This is a genomic window from Morganella morganii (assembly GCF_019242955.1).
GTDB classification, from domain to species: Bacteria; Pseudomonadota; Gammaproteobacteria; order Enterobacterales; family Enterobacteriaceae; genus Morganella; species Morganella sibonii.
The window spans coordinates 3,173,684-3,190,131 of record NZ_CP066129.1; the positions used below are offsets into that span (position 1 = coordinate 3,173,684).

A 16,448-nucleotide genomic window follows, 5' to 3' on the forward strand; every position below is an offset into this window, starting at 1 on the left:
AAAACTTCCCGGAGATAAAAACCTGCTGCCTGAAAGCAGCAGGTTTTATTCCAACATAAAATACTATCAGCTGATAAGGTTAGCTTTAACATCGTAGGTAGCTGCGATAGTACCTGCTTTGTTACCTTCAGCATTCTGGATAACATATTCCTGAGTCATCTTAGTGAAAGAGAATTTAACCACTTCACGCGGACGGCTTTCGTCTTCGATAGAACCCTGCATTGCAACATCAGTGACGATAACATCAGTGAATTTAATGACCAGGTATTCCAGTGGGGTACCACCCGCTTTACGGACAGTAAACTGGATGTCTTTGATGTGTTTACCGGATAAGCAGTAGCTCAGCAGGTTAGGACTTGCTTTATCGGTATAGTGAACAAATGTGAAATCTTCCACAGTTGCTTTACCGGAACCGCCGCCTGAACCACTGTGCATGTTAGACTGCTGGTTTACACCCCAGCGCCATGACAGAACTTCAATTTCATCCTTGTGCGCGTGATCCTGAGCTTCACCATCGATGCCTGCGATTCTTAAAAACATATCTTGAGCCATCAGTATTTCCTCTTATTAATGCATTAATCAAATTGCTTTGACAGGTAACCACACCCTGTGGTGACCACTTTTGTTATGCCGGATATCGGACCTGATATCCTTATGGTTCTCACCGGCAATGAACTGCTATTCCCTTTGTGAAGCGAGAGAATATTGTGTCAGGACGCGATTACGCAGCACCTTTCAGTGACGGTAATTTAGCGACCATACGTAAAGAAACGGTCAGACCTTCCAGCTGGAAGTGCGGACGCAGGAAGAATTTCGCCTGATAGTAACCAGGGTTCCCTTCCACATCCTCAACCACCACTTCCGCGGCAGCCAGCGGACGGCGTGCTTTTGTTTCCTGAGAAGAGTTAGCCGGATCCCCGTCAACATAGTTCATCAGCCAGTCGTTCAGCCATTTCTGCATGTCATCACGCTCTTTAAATGAACCGATCTTGTCACGGACGATACATTTCAGATAATGCGCGAAACGGGAGCAGGCGAACATGTACGGCAGACGTGCTGACAGGTTGGCGTTAGCCGTTGCATCCGGATCATAGTATTCCGCAGGTTTCTGCAGAGACTGAGCCCCGATAAACGCAGCGTAATCTGTGTTTTTACGGTGGATTAACGGAATGAAACCGTTTTTGGACAGTTCCGCTTCGCGACGGTCAGAAATCGCAATTTCTGTCGGACATTTCATGTCCACGCCGCCGTCATCGCTCGGGAAAGTATGGCAAGGCAGGTTTTCAACCACACCACCACTTTCCACACCGCGGATAAGCGTACACCAGCCAAAATGTTTGAATGAACGGTTGATGTTCACAGCCATTGCATAGGCCGCGTTTGACCATGAATATTTGCTGTGGTCGGAACCGTCAGTGGTTTCTTCAAAATCAAACTCGTCAACCGGGTTCGTTGCGATACCGTACGGCAGGCGCGCCAGGAAGCGCGGCATGGCCAGACCGATATAACGGGCATCGTCAGACTGGCGCAGTGAGTTCCATGCTGCATATTCCAGGTTCTGGGTAAAGATTTTGGTCAGATCACGCGGGTTGGACAGTTCCTGCCAGGAATCCATCTGCATAACAGACGGTGATGCACCGGTGATAAACGGTACGTGTGCAGAAGCAGCCACTTTCGCGATAGAACCCAGCAGGTCAACATCAGGCGGAGTATGATCGAAATAGTAGTCAGCAACCAGGCAGCCGTACGGCTCGCCACCTAACTGGCCATATTCTTCTTCATAAACCTGTTTGAACAGCGGGCTCTGATCCCATGCCACGCCTTTATAACGTTTCATGTTACGGCGCAGTTCGTCCTTGGACATATCCATGAAACGTAACTTCAGCTTCTCATCCGTTTCGGTGTTATTGACCAGATAATGCAGGCCGCGCCATGCACTTTCCAGCTGCTGAAACTCTTTGTGATGCAGGATCAGGTTAATCTGTTCTGACATCTTCAGATCGATTTCCGCAATGATTGACTCGATATTTTTATACGCGTCATAGGAAATCGTAATTGAATTAGCCAGCGCCTGTTCAGCCAGTGTTTTAACTGCATTCTGAACCGCCGTTTTGGACTGTTCAGTTTTGGATTTAAACTCCTGTGCAAGCAGGGAGCTGAAATCACTTGTTTCCTGCGTCTGCGTCGCTTTCGCACCGGCATTTTTCTGAGTATTTTGAGCTAACATATCTCTGTCACCTACAATTCTTAATCGTCCTGAGACGGATCTGAAACTTTGTCTTCACGCTTAGGTGCAGACGCCAGGGTTTTCAGCAGTTCTTTATCCTGCAGAATTTGCATGATCAGACCTTCCGCCCCTGCCTTACCATCCATGTAGGTTTGCAGGTTAGTTAACTGAGTACGTGCTTCCAGCAGCTCAGCCAGTGGCTCGATTTTGCGGGCAATCGCATCCGGCGCAAAATCATCCATGCTTTCAAATGTGATATCGACCATCAGCTGACCGTCACCGGTTAAGGTATTAGGTACAGCAAAAGCCACGCGCGGCTTCATACCCTTCATGCGGTCATCGAAATTATCAATATCGATGCTCAGGAATTTTCTGTCTGTAACAGGCGGAAGCGGCTCCAGCGGCTTACCGGATAAATCAGCTAATACACCCATTACAAATGGCAATTCGATTTTTTTCTCACTACCGTAAATTTCGACATCATATTCAATCTGCACGCGGGGAGCGCGGTTTCTTGCTATGAACTTCTGAGCACTACCGTTATTAATTCTCATACCGTGTTTCTCTTTTTTGTTTAATTTGATTAGTAAATTTACTAATATTACTTCACTCAAATTAGCCGCTTTCATTAGCCAAAAACAATACCAGACTGATGAGCAAAGGCGTCATTACATATTAAACATTACTACTGAATATAAACCGGGATAAATCTGTTTGTTGTGAACATATTACTTTCAAAAAATATTGAATGTTATTTATAACTAACTTCCAAAATCGACTTCGCTTTTACATTTCCCGCTGAAACTGCATTATCACCGGCAAAATAAGACACATAATAATTTTTTGTTACCGGAGATCTGTTGTCAGGAATAGGATACAACTGCCCGGATAATGGATCATCAATACCAATATGTTTTGATTTATCATCCCGTATACGCAGTTCAACATTTTCTGCAAAATCTGCACCGATACTATTTTTAAGGTTTTTATTTAATGGGCTCAGGTTATTATCACTTTTGAAGAAAAGTAAAATATCTCCTTCTTTCGGGCAATCTTTCAATGTAACGCTGAATTGTGTTGCTCCGGCTTCTTTCCCGGCTGCTGATAATGTCCTGTACGATATTGTCGGTAACACCACCGTTTCATCCGATGACTTTCCGTTAACTGAAATAGAACATGTACCTTCTGTGTATATACCCTTGAACTCAACTTCAATATTTTTGAGGTCACAATTATTACATATAACTTCAGCACGGGAGTATGTAAATATTCCTAAAAGAATAAATAAAACCATTGCTCGCGGGAATAATGATATTCCGTATTTTTTGATGATGTTCATTAAATACATTTTACCTCCACCTGAATCACTGAGTTATCTGCAGCCGCAATTTTCTGCGCAATACCAGGTTCCGGATTGATCACACACTCACCGGCTGTTCCTGATTTCACAGATAATGCTCCGCTGCTGCCATCCCAGCCGCGTAAATAAGCCATTCCGGCCTGGCCGACAATAGTCTGGTATTCACCACTGCCGTCATAGATATTGGTTCCGATCGGCAGGAATTTACCATTCTTATCTTTAACGATAAGTACAACCGGTTTACCGACACTGGTTTTTATCTTCACAGCAATCGCCGCACCATCACGCGGCACCACTATCGCCAGGTCATCGATCAGATCCACATTCGGTCCCGCTTTACTGACATCAAGGCCCACCTGGTTTTCACGGTATGAATTCAGATAAGGAACAATGGCATAACCTCTGCCGTCAATCTTACTGCCGTTGCCGTTCAATGCTGCCGCGCCCTCGGCACCATCAGCTTCAATAATCGCAAAAGGTGCATCACCGACAGATGGCCCCAGGGTCACACCACCGGGATGCGCAACGATACTGCCGTTCGCTGAAAACGAGAGCTGCCGGTTCGAGCGGTTATTCATCGATCCGGTAACACCATAGGTACCGACGGCACTCCGGTAGTTTGCTGCCGCCGTCAGTGAATCACTGGTATCTGAATGTGAGTTAGCCGTCGCACCGATATTGTAGCTGAGCTCACTCTGATCCCCCTGAGAACCGGATGCGGAGGTATAGAATGACGTATTGCCATCCGCATTACGGGTTGTGGTCAGCGACAGACTGTTAAACGCCGGCTGATAGTTATAACCCCGGTACAACGGAATATTAATATTCAGCACATAGGTATTATCATAGGTATTTTCACTGGTTTTTGACCGCTGATAAGCCAGACTGTATGAGAAATATTCCAGACTCTGCTGATAAGAAACCGACCACTGTGATGATGCCTGTCTGTCCGTCCAGTAATCATAGTAGCTGCCCATTACAGATACCGAACTGTTATCCCATAAGCGCTGGTTAAGGTTCAGTGAATACTGGTTTTTGGCGTTGACGCCCAGATAAGGGTTAATTAATTTCCCGCTTTCATCTGTTCTGTTGTCGTTATAATTTTCTCCGCGCGCTCTGATCATAGTCGCATCACGGAAACTCAGATAACCGTCGTTTGAATAACGGTAACTGGATACAATAACGTTAGTATCGGTTTGCTCAAACAACCGGCTGTAACTGATCCGGAACGACTCACCGGACTGTGATTTCTCTTTCAGGTCACTGCGGGCATGGGTCATGTCCAGTGCAATACCACCAATCGGGGTGTTCAGTGAATTACCGATAGCCACTGATTTATAGTTTTCAGATAACTGGAAGCCGGTATACCAGGTCAGGAAGTTATTTATCCCCTGAAGTAATTCCCCCTCCACCACGGCCGGTGACTCACCGGCAGAACTGTCACGCAATTCCCCGGCAGAAATCGCATACTGCAGTGTTCCGGGCTTTAACATCATCGGCGGTGCTGAGAACACGATATCCTGAACTTTCTCACGGCCGTCCGCTTCAATAATCACCATCTGCAATGTACCGTTGGTACCGAGTGCACCATAATCACTGATTTCAAATGGACCCGGCGTCACCGTTGTTTCGTAAATGGTATAATTGTTCTGGCGGATTAACACCCGGGCATTGCTATCTGCAATACCGGTAATAACGGGTTTGAAGTTATTTTCAGAATCCGGGCGCATTTTTGTATTTGTGCCCAAAATTCCCCCCCGGATACCGTAACTGTCAAAAATACGACCGCTGGTGAAAGTTTCACCGAGTGTTAACCGGCTTTCCCATGGGGTAATATCCGTTTCAGCATAGAGCTGAATATTTTTATTACTGAAGCTGTTATTTTTAGACCATACGGAGTTACTGCGGTTACGCAGGCGCCACCCGTCAAAGTTCAGACCGGCTGTCCAGTTAATATTCGTGTTGTAATAGTTTTCTTTATCACTGCTGTTACCGGATTTACTGCTTGATAAATAACTGTTCAGGTTATAGTCAATAAACAGTGCCGTGACCCCCGCTTCCCAGCGTGACGGGTCAATATAGTCTGAAAGCTTATGCTTCAGGCTCGCCTGGGGAACCGTTATATTTAATACCAGATCTCCGGTATTATAATACGCTTTTGCATAGCTGACATACGCGGAAAGCGGCTGACAGGAACCATCGCCGCTATTAATATTGTTTTCAGACTGACCAGCCAGCTTATTATCAGCAATAATACCTAACTCTTCGAGCTGCTCAGGCGTAAAACACGCATCAGCCCGTTTATCATTAGATATATTTTTGAAAACAATACTGCGCTTCCCTCTGTTATTTTCATTGATAACCACATCAACTGTATAAGTTCCTTCCGGTACAGGATTGCCATAACGGTAGTCAGAGACATCAACATCTAGTCCCTGAATAAAACTGGCGTTATAATCCATTTTTCCGTCACCTGCACTATTTTCATCTGTCAATGAAGTAGTGCTGCCAAATGATACGGCCGGAAATAAAAAAGAACAGAGCATTAATCTCCATTGACGCTGTCTCATACTAATACTCCTGTTATCGGCAGTTACACTCCCTGTTAACCACCTGAATTAAATCCCTTTAAACAGTATTATTTAACGATAGAAAATCCTGCCCCTGACTTTGCCATTTTTGTGGTAATCTGACTGCCGTATTCATTCAGAATAAAAAATTCAAACTCAGAGATATTTCCGTTTGTTTTCTGAGCTTCTTTCGGCTGGGTATATACCGCTGAAGACATTGGTGAGATCATATCGCCATCAAACAGAACATCTTTTCCGTTAATCTTTGCTTTTATTCCGGTGACAGTAATATAAAGCGGTGATGCACTTTCCGCTTTCAGTCCTGTACCTTTCCCCGGGACATCCACCACACTCCATTTGATTTTATCAGTTTCAGCGGATACCATGCTTTTGCGTAAAGATTCCGGACGATAAAAAAGTTTAATCCGGGTTTTAAAGGCCAGTTCAAGGACTTGTCCCGCATTCCGGCCTTCTTCTGTTTGCGGCGGAATTTCCAGAACATTAAAGTAGTACGCAGATTCTCTGTCCTGCGGAAGGGACATCCCGTTATAAATAACCCGGATACTCTGCCCTTTACCCGGTTCAATCCGGCTTATCGGCGGTGTGATAACAAATGGTAGTTTCGGGTTATTAATGTTATTAACGTCAACACCGTCATCTGCCCATGCCTGAATTAATACCGGCTGAGTTTCATCCCTGTTATTAACTCTGACAACCTGCTCTTTCTTTCCGCCGTCAAAAATAATACGGGTGCCCTCGATAACAACCGCACTCTGTGCCATGCCGGAAAAAAGAGACGTGATCAATAACGCTTTTATAGATTTTGCTAACATAATAACCTCTGTTAATTAAAAGACAGAGCCATATAATGGCTCTGTCCGGTACGTCTGTTACTGATAAACCAGAGTATACATAACAGTGGCGTTTACCAAACCGGGAGTAGTCTGTGCTGTGGCGTAATAACCGCCGACATAATGGAAGTCCATTGTCTTCTTAGCAGCGGTGATATCCACCCATGCTCCGGTTTCACCAATTTTGTTATGAACGCGCTTGCCACCAGTGGTACTGTAAATTTTGATCTGAACGTTTTTAGCGTCATTAGCACCAGTCAGATTATTCAGCAGGTTACCTGTTGCAGGGTCCCAGTCCGTTGTTTTTCCGACCGGTTCAAGATGTACAGCAATTTTTTTACCTACAAGATCGGTAGCTTCCGCTCCTGAACAGTCAACATTTATTGTAAACGGCATATAACCACCTTCATCACCGGATGCAGCCAGTGATTTAACAGACACCTTAGGTAATTTTACTGTCTGATTCAGTGGGCTGGTAATTTGACAGGTTTCCTTAATTAACTCACCGTCGAATGTTATGGTACCCTGACCTTCAGCCGCAAAAGCAGAAGTGCTTGCACCGGCAACTAAAGAACCAGCCACTAATAATGCTAACTTGATTTTTTTCATATCTATATCCTTAATATATGATTATGTACTTCACTGCTTTCCATAAAACGGTTACCGCGTCTTACTCTGAGGTGACGGTAAATCCATTTTGATTATCGCAACTCAGAATGACCTTCTGAATTGCAGATTCCGTGTTCCGGTTTAAAATATGTAAACCGATTTTTGGTAAAATATTTTGCTCGATGAAACGAATCAGGATTCGCGCACCAGTTTCAGCCACGGAACATTGGCTGATAATTGAATCCACCACATCGTCACCGTATTCGAATGCCGCATTATGCTGTGCAGACAAACGATGACCGACCCGATCCAGGTGAATACGGACAATCCGGCCCAGCGATTCATCCTGTAACGGATAGTACGGCACCACACTCAGGCGTCCGAGGAACGCGGCCGGGAATACTTTCAGCAGTTCCGGCTGTAATGCGGTACGCATACCGTCCAGATCAGGGGTCGTATCCGGGTCAGCGCTCAGGCTTGAAATCAGATCACTGCCGGCATTACTGGTCAGTAAAATAATGGTGTTTTTAAAGTCGATCACACGGCCTTCACCATCTTCCATACGGCCTTTATCAAAGACCTGGAAGAACAATTCGTGAACATCCGGATGGGCTTTTTCCACTTCATCCAGCAGCACGACGCTGTAAGGTTTTCTGCGGACAGCTTCAGTCAGCACACCACCCTCACCGTAACCGACATAGCCAGGAGGCGAGCCTTTCAGGGACGATACGGTGTGAGCTTCCTGGTATTCACTCATGTTGATGGTGATAACGTTTTGCTCACCGCCGTACAGCTGCTCGGCAATGGCCAGCGCAGTTTCGGTTTTACCGACACCGGACGGCCCGACCAGCATAAAGACGCCGATAGGTTTACGCGGGTCCGCCAGTCCGGCACGTGAGGTCTGGATAGACTCACTGATAATATCCAGTGCATGCTGCTGCCCGATAACACGTTCTGCCAGATGATTCGGTAATTCCAGAACGGCATTCAGTTCATCTTTCATCATCCGGCCGACCGGAATCCCGGTCCAGTCTGCGACAATCGATGCCACAACCGCTGCATTAACTTCCGCCTGGATAACCGCATCTTCACGCAGGTTCTGACGGATAGCCTCAAGTGCTTTTTCCTGCTCTGCCAGCTGTTTCTGCAACTCAGCCAGTTGCTCTTTTTCACTGAGCACAACAGTTTCCGTGACAGCTTCAGCCACTGCGGTATCACCGGTTTCAGCTGTGACAGCGTGGGATTCTTCAGCAACCGGTGCAGCAGCGTCAGCCGGTTTATCACCGCTGATTAACGCCTGAATCTGACTGCGGATTTCCACAATGGCCGCCACTGCTGATTTTTCTTTCAGCCAGCGGGCTTCCATTTCTTCTGCCTGAGCTGTCTGCGCTTTAATATTATCCTGCAGGGCATTCAGGGTATCGCTGTCTTCACGGCCGAAATTCAGTGCCTTTTCTGCCAGTGATAATTCAGACGATGCTGTCTGCGTTTTATACTGAAGTTCCTGCAAATCTTTCGGCGCAATATTCTGGGCAACCGCAACACGGGCACAGGCAGTATCCAGCAGGCTGATCGCTTTATCCGGCAGCTGACGTGCAGGAATATAACGGTGGGATAAACGGACCGCAGACTGAAGTGCTTCTTCCATGATCCAGACGCTGTGGTGTTTTTCCAGCATCGGCACCAGGCCGCGCAACATGGCCACACTCTTCTCTTCTGAAGGTTCGTCGACCTGTAATACCTGGAAACGGCGGGTCAGAGCCGGATCTTTCTCAATATGACGTTTGAATTCACTCCAGGTTGTGGCGCCGATCGTTCTCAGCTTGCCGCGTGCCAGAGCCGGTTTTAATAAGTTTGCCGCGTCACCGGTGCCGCTGTTACCACCCGCACCGACCAGTGTATGGACTTCGTCCACAAACAGGATGACCGGATTCGGGGAAGCAACTGCTTCTTCCAGTACGGATTTCAGGCGGGATTCAAATTCACCTTTCATGCTGGCACCCGCAGAGAGTGCAACAATATCCAGGTTCAGGAGACGAACTTTTGCCAGCGGCGGCGGTACATGACCGGATGCGATAGCCAGTGCCATCCCTTCCACCAGTGCGGTTTTACCCACCCCGGCTTCACCGGTCAGTAACGGGTTGTTCTGACGGCGGCGCAGCAGAATATCAATCATCGTGTTGATTTCCTGCTCACGGCCGATCACCGGATCAATTTTGCCTTCACGGGCCAGTGCAGTCAGATCAGTGGTGTACTGCGCCAGTGTTGCTTTGCCCTGCTCACCGGCCATGGCGCTGCTGGCTTCACCCGGCAGGCTGTTTTTACCGCCGAGATCGCTGTTATCCGTTGCATTTTGCTCTGCTTCCGGCGAATCTTTGGTAATGAATGCCAAATCTGACGCCAGAATATCCAGCGGAATTTTGTCAAATACCGGTGAAATCGCGGATAATGCCCGGCGCAACTCCGTTGTCGTCAGGCAGGCAAGTAATAAATGGCCGCTGCGGATAGCGCTCTCTGAATATTCCAGACTTGCACATACCCAAGCACGCTCAATTGCCATTTCAATATGATAAGAGAAATCAGAAATAGAACTGGCGCCTGACGGTAACCGCAGAAGTGCCTGATCCATCCCTTTTTCCATTAACTGGATGTCGAGTTGAAAGTGACGGACAATTTGTCTCAGATCACTTTGTTCCTGTTGCCACAGCTGAACCATCCAATGGACAAGTTCAACATAAGGGTTGCCTTTTAATTTACATAAGGTCGTTGCACTTTCGATACTCCGGAATAAAGTCGTATCGAGCTTGCCAAATAAACTCTGTCTGCTGAAAGCCACAATTATTACCTAATCAAGTGTTGTTTATACTAACAATTCACCCTTAGCAGGTGCACGGTTTATAAACACAATATGTTATAAATACAATATGTATTACGCATAACCACGCATGCGTATAAATAACTAAATGAACACATATCCGGAATACATAAACATAAGTGTGTTTTCAGAAATGCTGATTCATAATAAAAGCAAATAATATTACCTGACAATAAGAATTAACCTTAAGTTTATTCTTAAGATAACATCCTGATGCTCTGCATTAATCCTTATATGCACTACACACTATCCTGAGGTTTACTTCGTGTCTTTACACCAAGACTATTATGTAAATAAAAAAAACACAACCACGAGAAAAAATAAATATATCAATTTAGAAAATTCTTATGACAATGGCCAAGAAAACAACCAATTAATCAATAAAAAACAACAAGATAAAAATAACACCAATCAGATTGATTCAAAAAAAGGATTAATAGAGAATTAATAACAACAATGAACATCAAATAATAAAAAACAAAACAAAAAACCAGAACACCGTAAAAAAATCACCAAAACACCCTAATAAATAATTAATCTGACCACAAATAAATCGATGAATGAAATGATTAAGCATATATCCCCTGGTAATATACAATCGATATAATTAAAACTAAAATACGCCCTCCGAAAAAAGATGAACACCCGGCATTCATAAATTAATCATATTATGTTCACATTGAAAATTACTTATTTTTTCATCATATAATTTCCTTACCACAAGGTAATAACACGGTAATACAGACTTATCCGATATCGGTATGAACGTATGACCTTTATTTTTAACCAGAGTTTATTCAGTGTCTTTTCATATTTAGATCTTTATTATTTTTTAAGGCTGATAATTGCCTTCATAATTCATTTCTTTTCAGAGGTATATCCGTGGATCAGAAATTTCTTGATTTTTACAATCGGGAACTTACGTTTATGAAAGAAATGTCCGGTGAGTTTGCGGAAAAGCATCCGAAAATCGCCGGTCGTCTGGGCATGAATGGTATTGAAGTTGCTGATCCTTATGTCGAGCGGCTGATTGAAGCGTTTTGTTTTATTTCAGCGCGTTCCCAGGTAAAACTGGATGCCGAATTCCCGAAATTTACCCAGCGTTTCCTGGATGTTATTTACCCCAATTATAATGCCCAGACCCCGTCAATGGGGGTCATTCAGCTGCATCCTAATACCAAAGAAGGTGATTTGTCGAACGGCTATCATGTTCCGAAGAACAGTCAGATGTTTACCCGGTTATTGCCGGGTGAACAATCACGCTGCGAATTCCGCAGCAGTCAGGATCTGACATTATGGCCGGTTGAAATCGAAGATGTCCGGCTGACGTCAATCCCGCCGGATATTTCCAGCCTGGAAAAATACAGAATATCTTATTCACGCCTGAAAGGTGCGTTACGGATAAAACTGAAGCTTGACGGCGATAACCTGTTTTCCCAGCTCGAAAATCTCGACAAACTGCCTTTTTATATTGATGGTGACGAACGTGTTGTCTCACATATTTTTGAGCTGATCCACGCGCATTATGTCGCCATGATTATCCGCAGCGGCGGCAGTGAGAAGAAAGATACCACTATCGTCAACGGTGGTGTCTCTTTTGAGGGCCTGCAGCCTGACCAGGCATTATTGCCGGTTCAGTGGAATATGTTCCATGGTCATAACCTGGTTCAGGAATATTTTTCCTGCCGCCAGCGCTTTTATTTCTTTACGCTCAATCATCTGCGCGATGCTCTGCGCCATAATGATACCAATGAAGCGGAAATTATTATTCTGCTGGATCGTTTTCCTCAGGATCTTATCAGTCATATTGATAAAGATCGTTTTCTGCTGTTCTGCACACCGGTTATCAACCTGTTTCCCAAACGAATCGATAAAATCGAAATTAACCGTGCGCTGAATGATTTTCACGTTGTACCGGATCGCAGCCGGCCGCTGGACTATGAAGTTTTTTCTGTCCGCAAAGTGATGGGACAACAGGCAGAAAACAGCAGTGAGGTCATTTTCAACCCGATTTATCAGACCCGCCACAGTGACTCCGGAAACTTCGGCCGTTATTTCTCACTGCGCAGGGAAACCCGCGCCAACGGCAGTGCACGCCGTAAATATGAGACGCTGACACCGTATATCGGTACTGAAGTCTTTATTTCCCTCGTCGATCAGCAGGAAGCCCCGTTTGATGACGATATCCGTTATCTCTCCGTGGAAGCGCTGGTCACTAACCGTGACCTCCCCCGCCTGATCGACCGGAGCAATGATTATGATTTAACGCTGTCAGATTCCGTTCCGGTGTATGGCGCCAATTTCCTGTCACAGCCGAGTCCGCCGCATCCGCCTTTTGCCCGTGGTGAGTCTGCATGGCGGCTTATCCGTCAGCTCAGTTTTAACTACCTGCCGCTGCACGATATGGATCACAACCGGGGCGGGGAATCTCTGCGTAATCTGCTGCGTCTGTTTGTCAGTCCGGCAGATCAGGAGTCTATGACACAAATTGACAGTCTGGTCGGCAGTAAAACCAAACCGGTTGTCCGCCGGTTGCCGGGCAATGAATTACTGGTCTACGGCCGTGGTGTTCAGTGTGTTCTGACTGTGGATGAAGTCGGCTTTTCCGGGTTAAGTCCTTATTTATTCGGGTTAGTGATGGAAAACTACTTATCCCGTCACGCGGCAGTAAACGTCTTTACCGAGACAGAACTGCATTCAATGCAACGCGGCCTTGTTGCCAAATGGGCACCAAGGCCGGGTAAACGCGGGATTCTGTAATGAGCCATCTGCATCACAATATGTTAAGCGACCTGTCGCGCTGGTATAACGAAGAAGAGCCGTGGAAAAGCGGCTTTATCAGCCTGATGCGGGCCGTCGCGGCGAAATATCCCGATATGCCGCCCGTCGGAACAGCAGCACGTCCCCAGCAGGAGCCTTACCGGCTGGGACAGACACCCAATATGGCTTTCGCGCCGCGTGAGATAGCCGATATCTATCACGAAGGTAGTTTGTGCCATATCGATCTCTACAGCCTCGGCATTTGGGGACCGCAGGGAGCGATGCCGGTTAACTTTACCGAACAGGCCTTTATCCGGCTGGAACATCAGGACACCCTGCTGCGTGATTTTGTGAATATCTTTCACCACCGCGCACTGTCTCTGTTTTACCGGAACTGGTTTGTTTCACAGGACGTCGCCACCCTTGATCGCAAGGATGATGAGCAATTTTCTTTTTATATCGGCGCCCTCATCGGCCTGGTACCGGATGAAATCTGTAACTCCGTTCTGCCGACACACGCCCGCCTCTCCTCTTCATCTCATCTGATCCGGGAGGCGCGCAATCCTGAAGGACTGTCCGGTGCGCTGGAGTATTACTTTGGTATCCGGGTTCAGTTGCAGGAATACACCAAACAATGGATTTTTCTGGAAACAGCCGATCAGACCCGGATGGGGGATCTGAACTCCTCATTACTGTTGTCAGAAGGCGCCATTTTGGGCAATACCGTCCAGGACAGACAACACAAATTCAGTCTGATTCTGGGCCCGTTAACGCTGGAACAATATATGCGCTTCAGTTTGTGGGGAGAGGATCTGCCGATTCTCAAAGAGTGGGTCCGTAACTTTGTTGGCTTTGAGTATGCCTGGGATGTTCAGCTGGTGCTGGCACCTGACGCGGTACCTGAAGCTAACCTCGACGGCAGCCATCAGCTGGGTTATGCCGCCTGGCTGCCGCGGGAGAAACAGGATGAACCGATATCCGGTATGAGTTTTGATCCTGAAACTCACCTGAACTGAGCCGTTACATTTAACCGATAATGGAATAATGACCGTGAGCGAAGAACTGCAATCTACTTTTCAGTCTGATTTTTATACAGAAATCCTTACGCCGCTGGAAGGGAAATTCGTCTGCGGCGAAAGTATCGAATATGACCCGTTATACATCACATTACAGTCCAAAATGGCACCCAAAATGGGCGCGGAATACGGTGATTTTGTCGAAACAACAGAACCGGTTAACTGGCGGGAAATTGAAAGTGACTGTCTGGAACTGCTGAAAAAAAGTAAGCATATCCGCCTGATCGTTCTGTTAATCCGTGCCCGCAGCCGCCAGATTGGTCTGTTTGCTCTGGAAGAAGGGCTTATCGCGCTGTATCAGTTGCTGAAAAACTTTCCGAATGAAATTCATCCTCAGCTTTACGATGAAGGTGAATTTGAGCCGTTTATGCGTGCCAATGCCATTTCCGAACTGGAAGATACGGATGGCTTTATGCTGGATTTACGGCAGATGACACTGCCTAAGATCAACGGACTGCAACTGACCATCAAAGACGTTGAACGCGCCTTTGCCATCCCGAAAGAAGAAAATGCCCTCGCGGAAGAGAGTGTCACCGGTATTCTGAATGAATGGCGCCTGAATAATGATAAAACACTCGCCTCCCTCAATAATGCCGCCCTGATTCTGGACGCTATCAAAAAACTGACCCGGGAAACGCTGGAAAATGAAACACCGGCACTTCCGGCACTGACTCAGGTACTGTCGTTATTCAATAAAGATCTGACCGCTAACGGCAAAAAACTGCCCACCGGTGTCTCCCCTGATGGTGATGCCGATTTAACCTCTGAATTAGTCTTTGCCGGGGATGACCCGGCGGATGAAGCCCGCAGTCAGTCATCGGATTCTGTCCGCAGCACAACAGAAACGGTCGTTGACGGCGATAGCACAACGGTGACAACCGAACGGGTTGTCTATCGCGACAAAGTCATTAACACCCGGCAGGATGCCCTCGAAAGGATCCGTGAAGTGCGGGCATGGTTTCAGCAAACCGAACCCGGTAACCCGATTATTTTACTGCTGAGGTATGCCGAAGAAGCGGCAGGGAAAAACTTCTTTCAGCTCAGTAAATTATTCCCCGCTGACATGCTCGCTGTTTTGGATATCAATAAGGATATGTCATGAAAATAAAATTACTGGCCGCACTGGCCGCACTGGGAATATCAGGTAATGCACTGGCGGTTGAATGTACCGCAATAAAACCACCTAATTATCAGACCGAACGATTGAATGCTTCGTCGGCCCCCATTGAATTACGGGCGGATGCACCGATAAGCCCGGATATCCCGATTGGTCAGGCAATCTCTACATCGCTGAGTACAGACATTGACTATATCTGTAAAGGCAGCTCACTCACCGGTAATCGTCCGTTGGTCGGAGTTACAGGCTACCCCGGCTACCCCGGTATGTATAAAACAAATATAGAGGGTATAGGTGTTAAATTTACTACCTCAGCTCCGGATGGCTCTGCAGTGGGCGATTTACCCAGACTAAATTTCCCATTGTCTTCAGAACCAGATCCCGAGACCGGAGGGAGTAGTGTCGGGGTTATCCGGGGACGCTTTAATGCGACATTCTATAAATTAAGTAATGAGATTAATCTGACCTTAAACTACCCCAACAATAACCTACTATTCGGCGCGCAACAAATTGGCGACAATTATCTTGAACAGACCTCTATCACAACTTATTACATGGATAACATTTATATTTTCAGTACACCGGTCTGTACCGTTGATAAGCCCCTGCCGGTCGACTTTGGTACCGTCAATGCAGATAACGTCCGGAGCGGAGTGGCAAAGCCATTCCAGTTCGGTATAGTATGTAAAACAGATTACAACAGTTACAATGTTACAGCATCAATTAAAGGTAATAAAATAACAACTGATGGTAAATATATTAAAGTCAGTGACATTAAAAATAATGATGATTCGCTGATCATCGAAATAACTGATGACCAGAAAAAACCGGTCATGGTTGATAACTCAACAAGAATAGATATAACAAATTTAAAGAGCGGACAAAAAGCTAATTTCGGATGGACTGCAAACCTCAAAAAGCAGGATGGAAAACCGTATCCGGCACAGGGGAAATTCACGGCATCCGCTATTATTACTCTGGATATTAAATAGCAGAAATGCAT

General features: G+C 46.1%; 13 protein-coding genes. 5 read left to right on the forward strand and 8 right to left on the reverse strand.

What is annotated here, in order from left to right; translation table 11 throughout:
• Positions 1-66: 66 nt before the first annotated feature.
• From JC793_RS15065 to tssH, 8 genes are all read right to left on the reverse strand, one after another.
• Positions 67-552, reverse strand: coding sequence for an Hcp family type VI secretion system effector (locus JC793_RS15065; RefSeq protein WP_107680662.1), 486 nt, complete (start codon positions 550-552; stop codon positions 67-69).
• A gap of 169 nt (positions 553-721) precedes the next feature.
• Positions 722-2,227, reverse strand: a complete 1,506-nt coding sequence (tssC, locus tag JC793_RS15070; RefSeq protein WP_046893920.1) for a type VI secretion system contractile sheath large subunit — start codon at positions 2,225-2,227, stop codon at positions 722-724.
• A 20-nt stretch (positions 2,228-2,247) separates the two neighbouring features.
• A complete protein-coding gene (gene tssB / locus JC793_RS15075; RefSeq protein ID WP_029991537.1) occupies positions 2,248-2,781 on the reverse strand; it encodes a type VI secretion system contractile sheath small subunit in 534 nt (177 codons plus the stop codon).
• A 197-nt stretch (positions 2,782-2,978) separates the two neighbouring features.
• On the reverse strand, positions 2,979-3,575 hold the full coding sequence (locus JC793_RS15080; RefSeq protein ID WP_218426556.1) for a fimbrial protein: 597 nt from the start codon (positions 3,573-3,575) through the stop codon (positions 2,979-2,981).
• Positions 3,566-6,049 carry a fimbria/pilus outer membrane usher protein gene (locus JC793_RS15085; RefSeq protein ID WP_218426557.1) on the reverse strand — a complete coding sequence of 828 codons (2,484 nt, stop codon included), beginning with the start codon at positions 6,047-6,049 and terminating at the stop codon, positions 3,566-3,568. The genes JC793_RS15080 and JC793_RS15085 overlap by 10 nt, the downstream gene beginning before the upstream one ends.
• 176 nt (positions 6,050-6,225) lie before the next feature.
• Positions 6,226-6,990 carry a fimbrial biogenesis chaperone gene (locus JC793_RS15090; RefSeq protein ID WP_218426558.1) on the reverse strand — a complete coding sequence of 255 codons (765 nt, stop codon included), beginning with the start codon at positions 6,988-6,990 and terminating at the stop codon, positions 6,226-6,228.
• A gap of 57 nt (positions 6,991-7,047) precedes the next feature.
• Entirely contained in the window at positions 7,048-7,617 is a 570-nt protein-coding gene (locus tag JC793_RS15095) for a fimbrial protein (RefSeq protein WP_218426559.1), read from the reverse strand.
• A gap of 61 nt (positions 7,618-7,678) precedes the next feature.
• Positions 7,679-10,453 carry a type VI secretion system ATPase TssH gene (gene tssH, locus JC793_RS15100; protein WP_218426560.1) on the reverse strand — a complete coding sequence of 925 codons (2,775 nt, stop codon included), beginning with the start codon at positions 10,451-10,453 and terminating at the stop codon, positions 7,679-7,681.
• A gap of 304 nt (positions 10,454-10,757) precedes the next feature.
• Here tssH and JC793_RS15105 point away from each other — a divergent pair, with 304 nt between their 5' ends.
• From JC793_RS15105 to JC793_RS15125, 5 genes are all read left to right on the forward strand, one after another.
• Entirely contained in the window at positions 10,758-10,940 is a 183-nt protein-coding gene (locus JC793_RS15105) for a hypothetical protein (RefSeq protein ID WP_218426561.1), read from the forward strand.
• Positions 10,941-11,374: 434 nt separating this feature from the next.
• The gene (gene tssF, locus JC793_RS15110; protein ID WP_046893926.1) at positions 11,375-13,252 is read left to right on the forward strand and encodes a type VI secretion system baseplate subunit TssF; all 1,878 of its coding nucleotides are present in this window, start codon (positions 11,375-11,377) and stop codon (positions 13,250-13,252) included.
• Positions 13,252-14,268, forward strand: a complete 1,017-nt coding sequence (gene tssG / locus JC793_RS15115; RefSeq protein ID WP_218426562.1) for a type VI secretion system baseplate subunit TssG — start codon at positions 13,252-13,254, stop codon at positions 14,266-14,268. The genes tssF and tssG overlap by 1 nt, the downstream gene beginning before the upstream one ends.
• A 34-nt stretch (positions 14,269-14,302) precedes the next feature.
• Positions 14,303-15,430, forward strand: a complete 1,128-nt coding sequence (locus JC793_RS15120; RefSeq protein WP_218426563.1) for a type VI secretion system protein TssA — start codon at positions 14,303-14,305, stop codon at positions 15,428-15,430.
• Positions 15,427-16,437, forward strand: a complete 1,011-nt coding sequence (locus JC793_RS15125) for a fimbrial protein (protein WP_218426564.1) — start codon at positions 15,427-15,429, stop codon at positions 16,435-16,437. The genes JC793_RS15120 and JC793_RS15125 overlap by 4 nt, the downstream gene beginning before the upstream one ends.
• Positions 16,438-16,448 lie beyond the last annotated feature (11 nt).

Excerpts from the sequence above, each read along its gene's own strand:
- tssC (WP_046893920.1), bottom strand. The coding sequence starts at position 2,227 with ATGTTAGCTCAAAATACTCAGAAAAATGCCGGTGCGAAAGCGACGCAG.
- tssG (WP_218426562.1), top strand. The coding sequence starts at position 13,252 with ATGAGCCATCTGCATCACAATATGTTAAGCGACCTGTCGCGCTGGTAT.
- JC793_RS15085 (WP_218426557.1), bottom strand. The coding sequence starts at position 6,049 with ATGGATTATAACGCCAGTTTTATTCAGGGACTAGATGTTGATGTCTCT.
- JC793_RS15090 (WP_218426558.1), bottom strand. The coding sequence starts at position 6,990 with ATGTTAGCAAAATCTATAAAAGCGTTATTGATCACGTCTCTTTTTTCC.
- JC793_RS15095 (WP_218426559.1), bottom strand. The coding sequence starts at position 7,617 with ATGAAAAAAATCAAGTTAGCATTATTAGTGGCTGGTTCTTTAGTTGCC.
- JC793_RS15065 (WP_107680662.1), bottom strand. The coding sequence starts at position 552 with ATGGCTCAAGATATGTTTTTAAGAATCGCAGGCATCGATGGTGAAGCT.
- tssB (WP_029991537.1), bottom strand. The coding sequence starts at position 2,781 with ATGAGAATTAATAACGGTAGTGCTCAGAAGTTCATAGCAAGAAACCGC.
- JC793_RS15080 (WP_218426556.1), bottom strand. The coding sequence starts at position 3,575 with ATGTATTTAATGAACATCATCAAAAAATACGGAATATCATTATTCCCG.
- JC793_RS15125 (WP_218426564.1), top strand. The coding sequence starts at position 15,427 with ATGAAAATAAAATTACTGGCCGCACTGGCCGCACTGGGAATATCAGGT.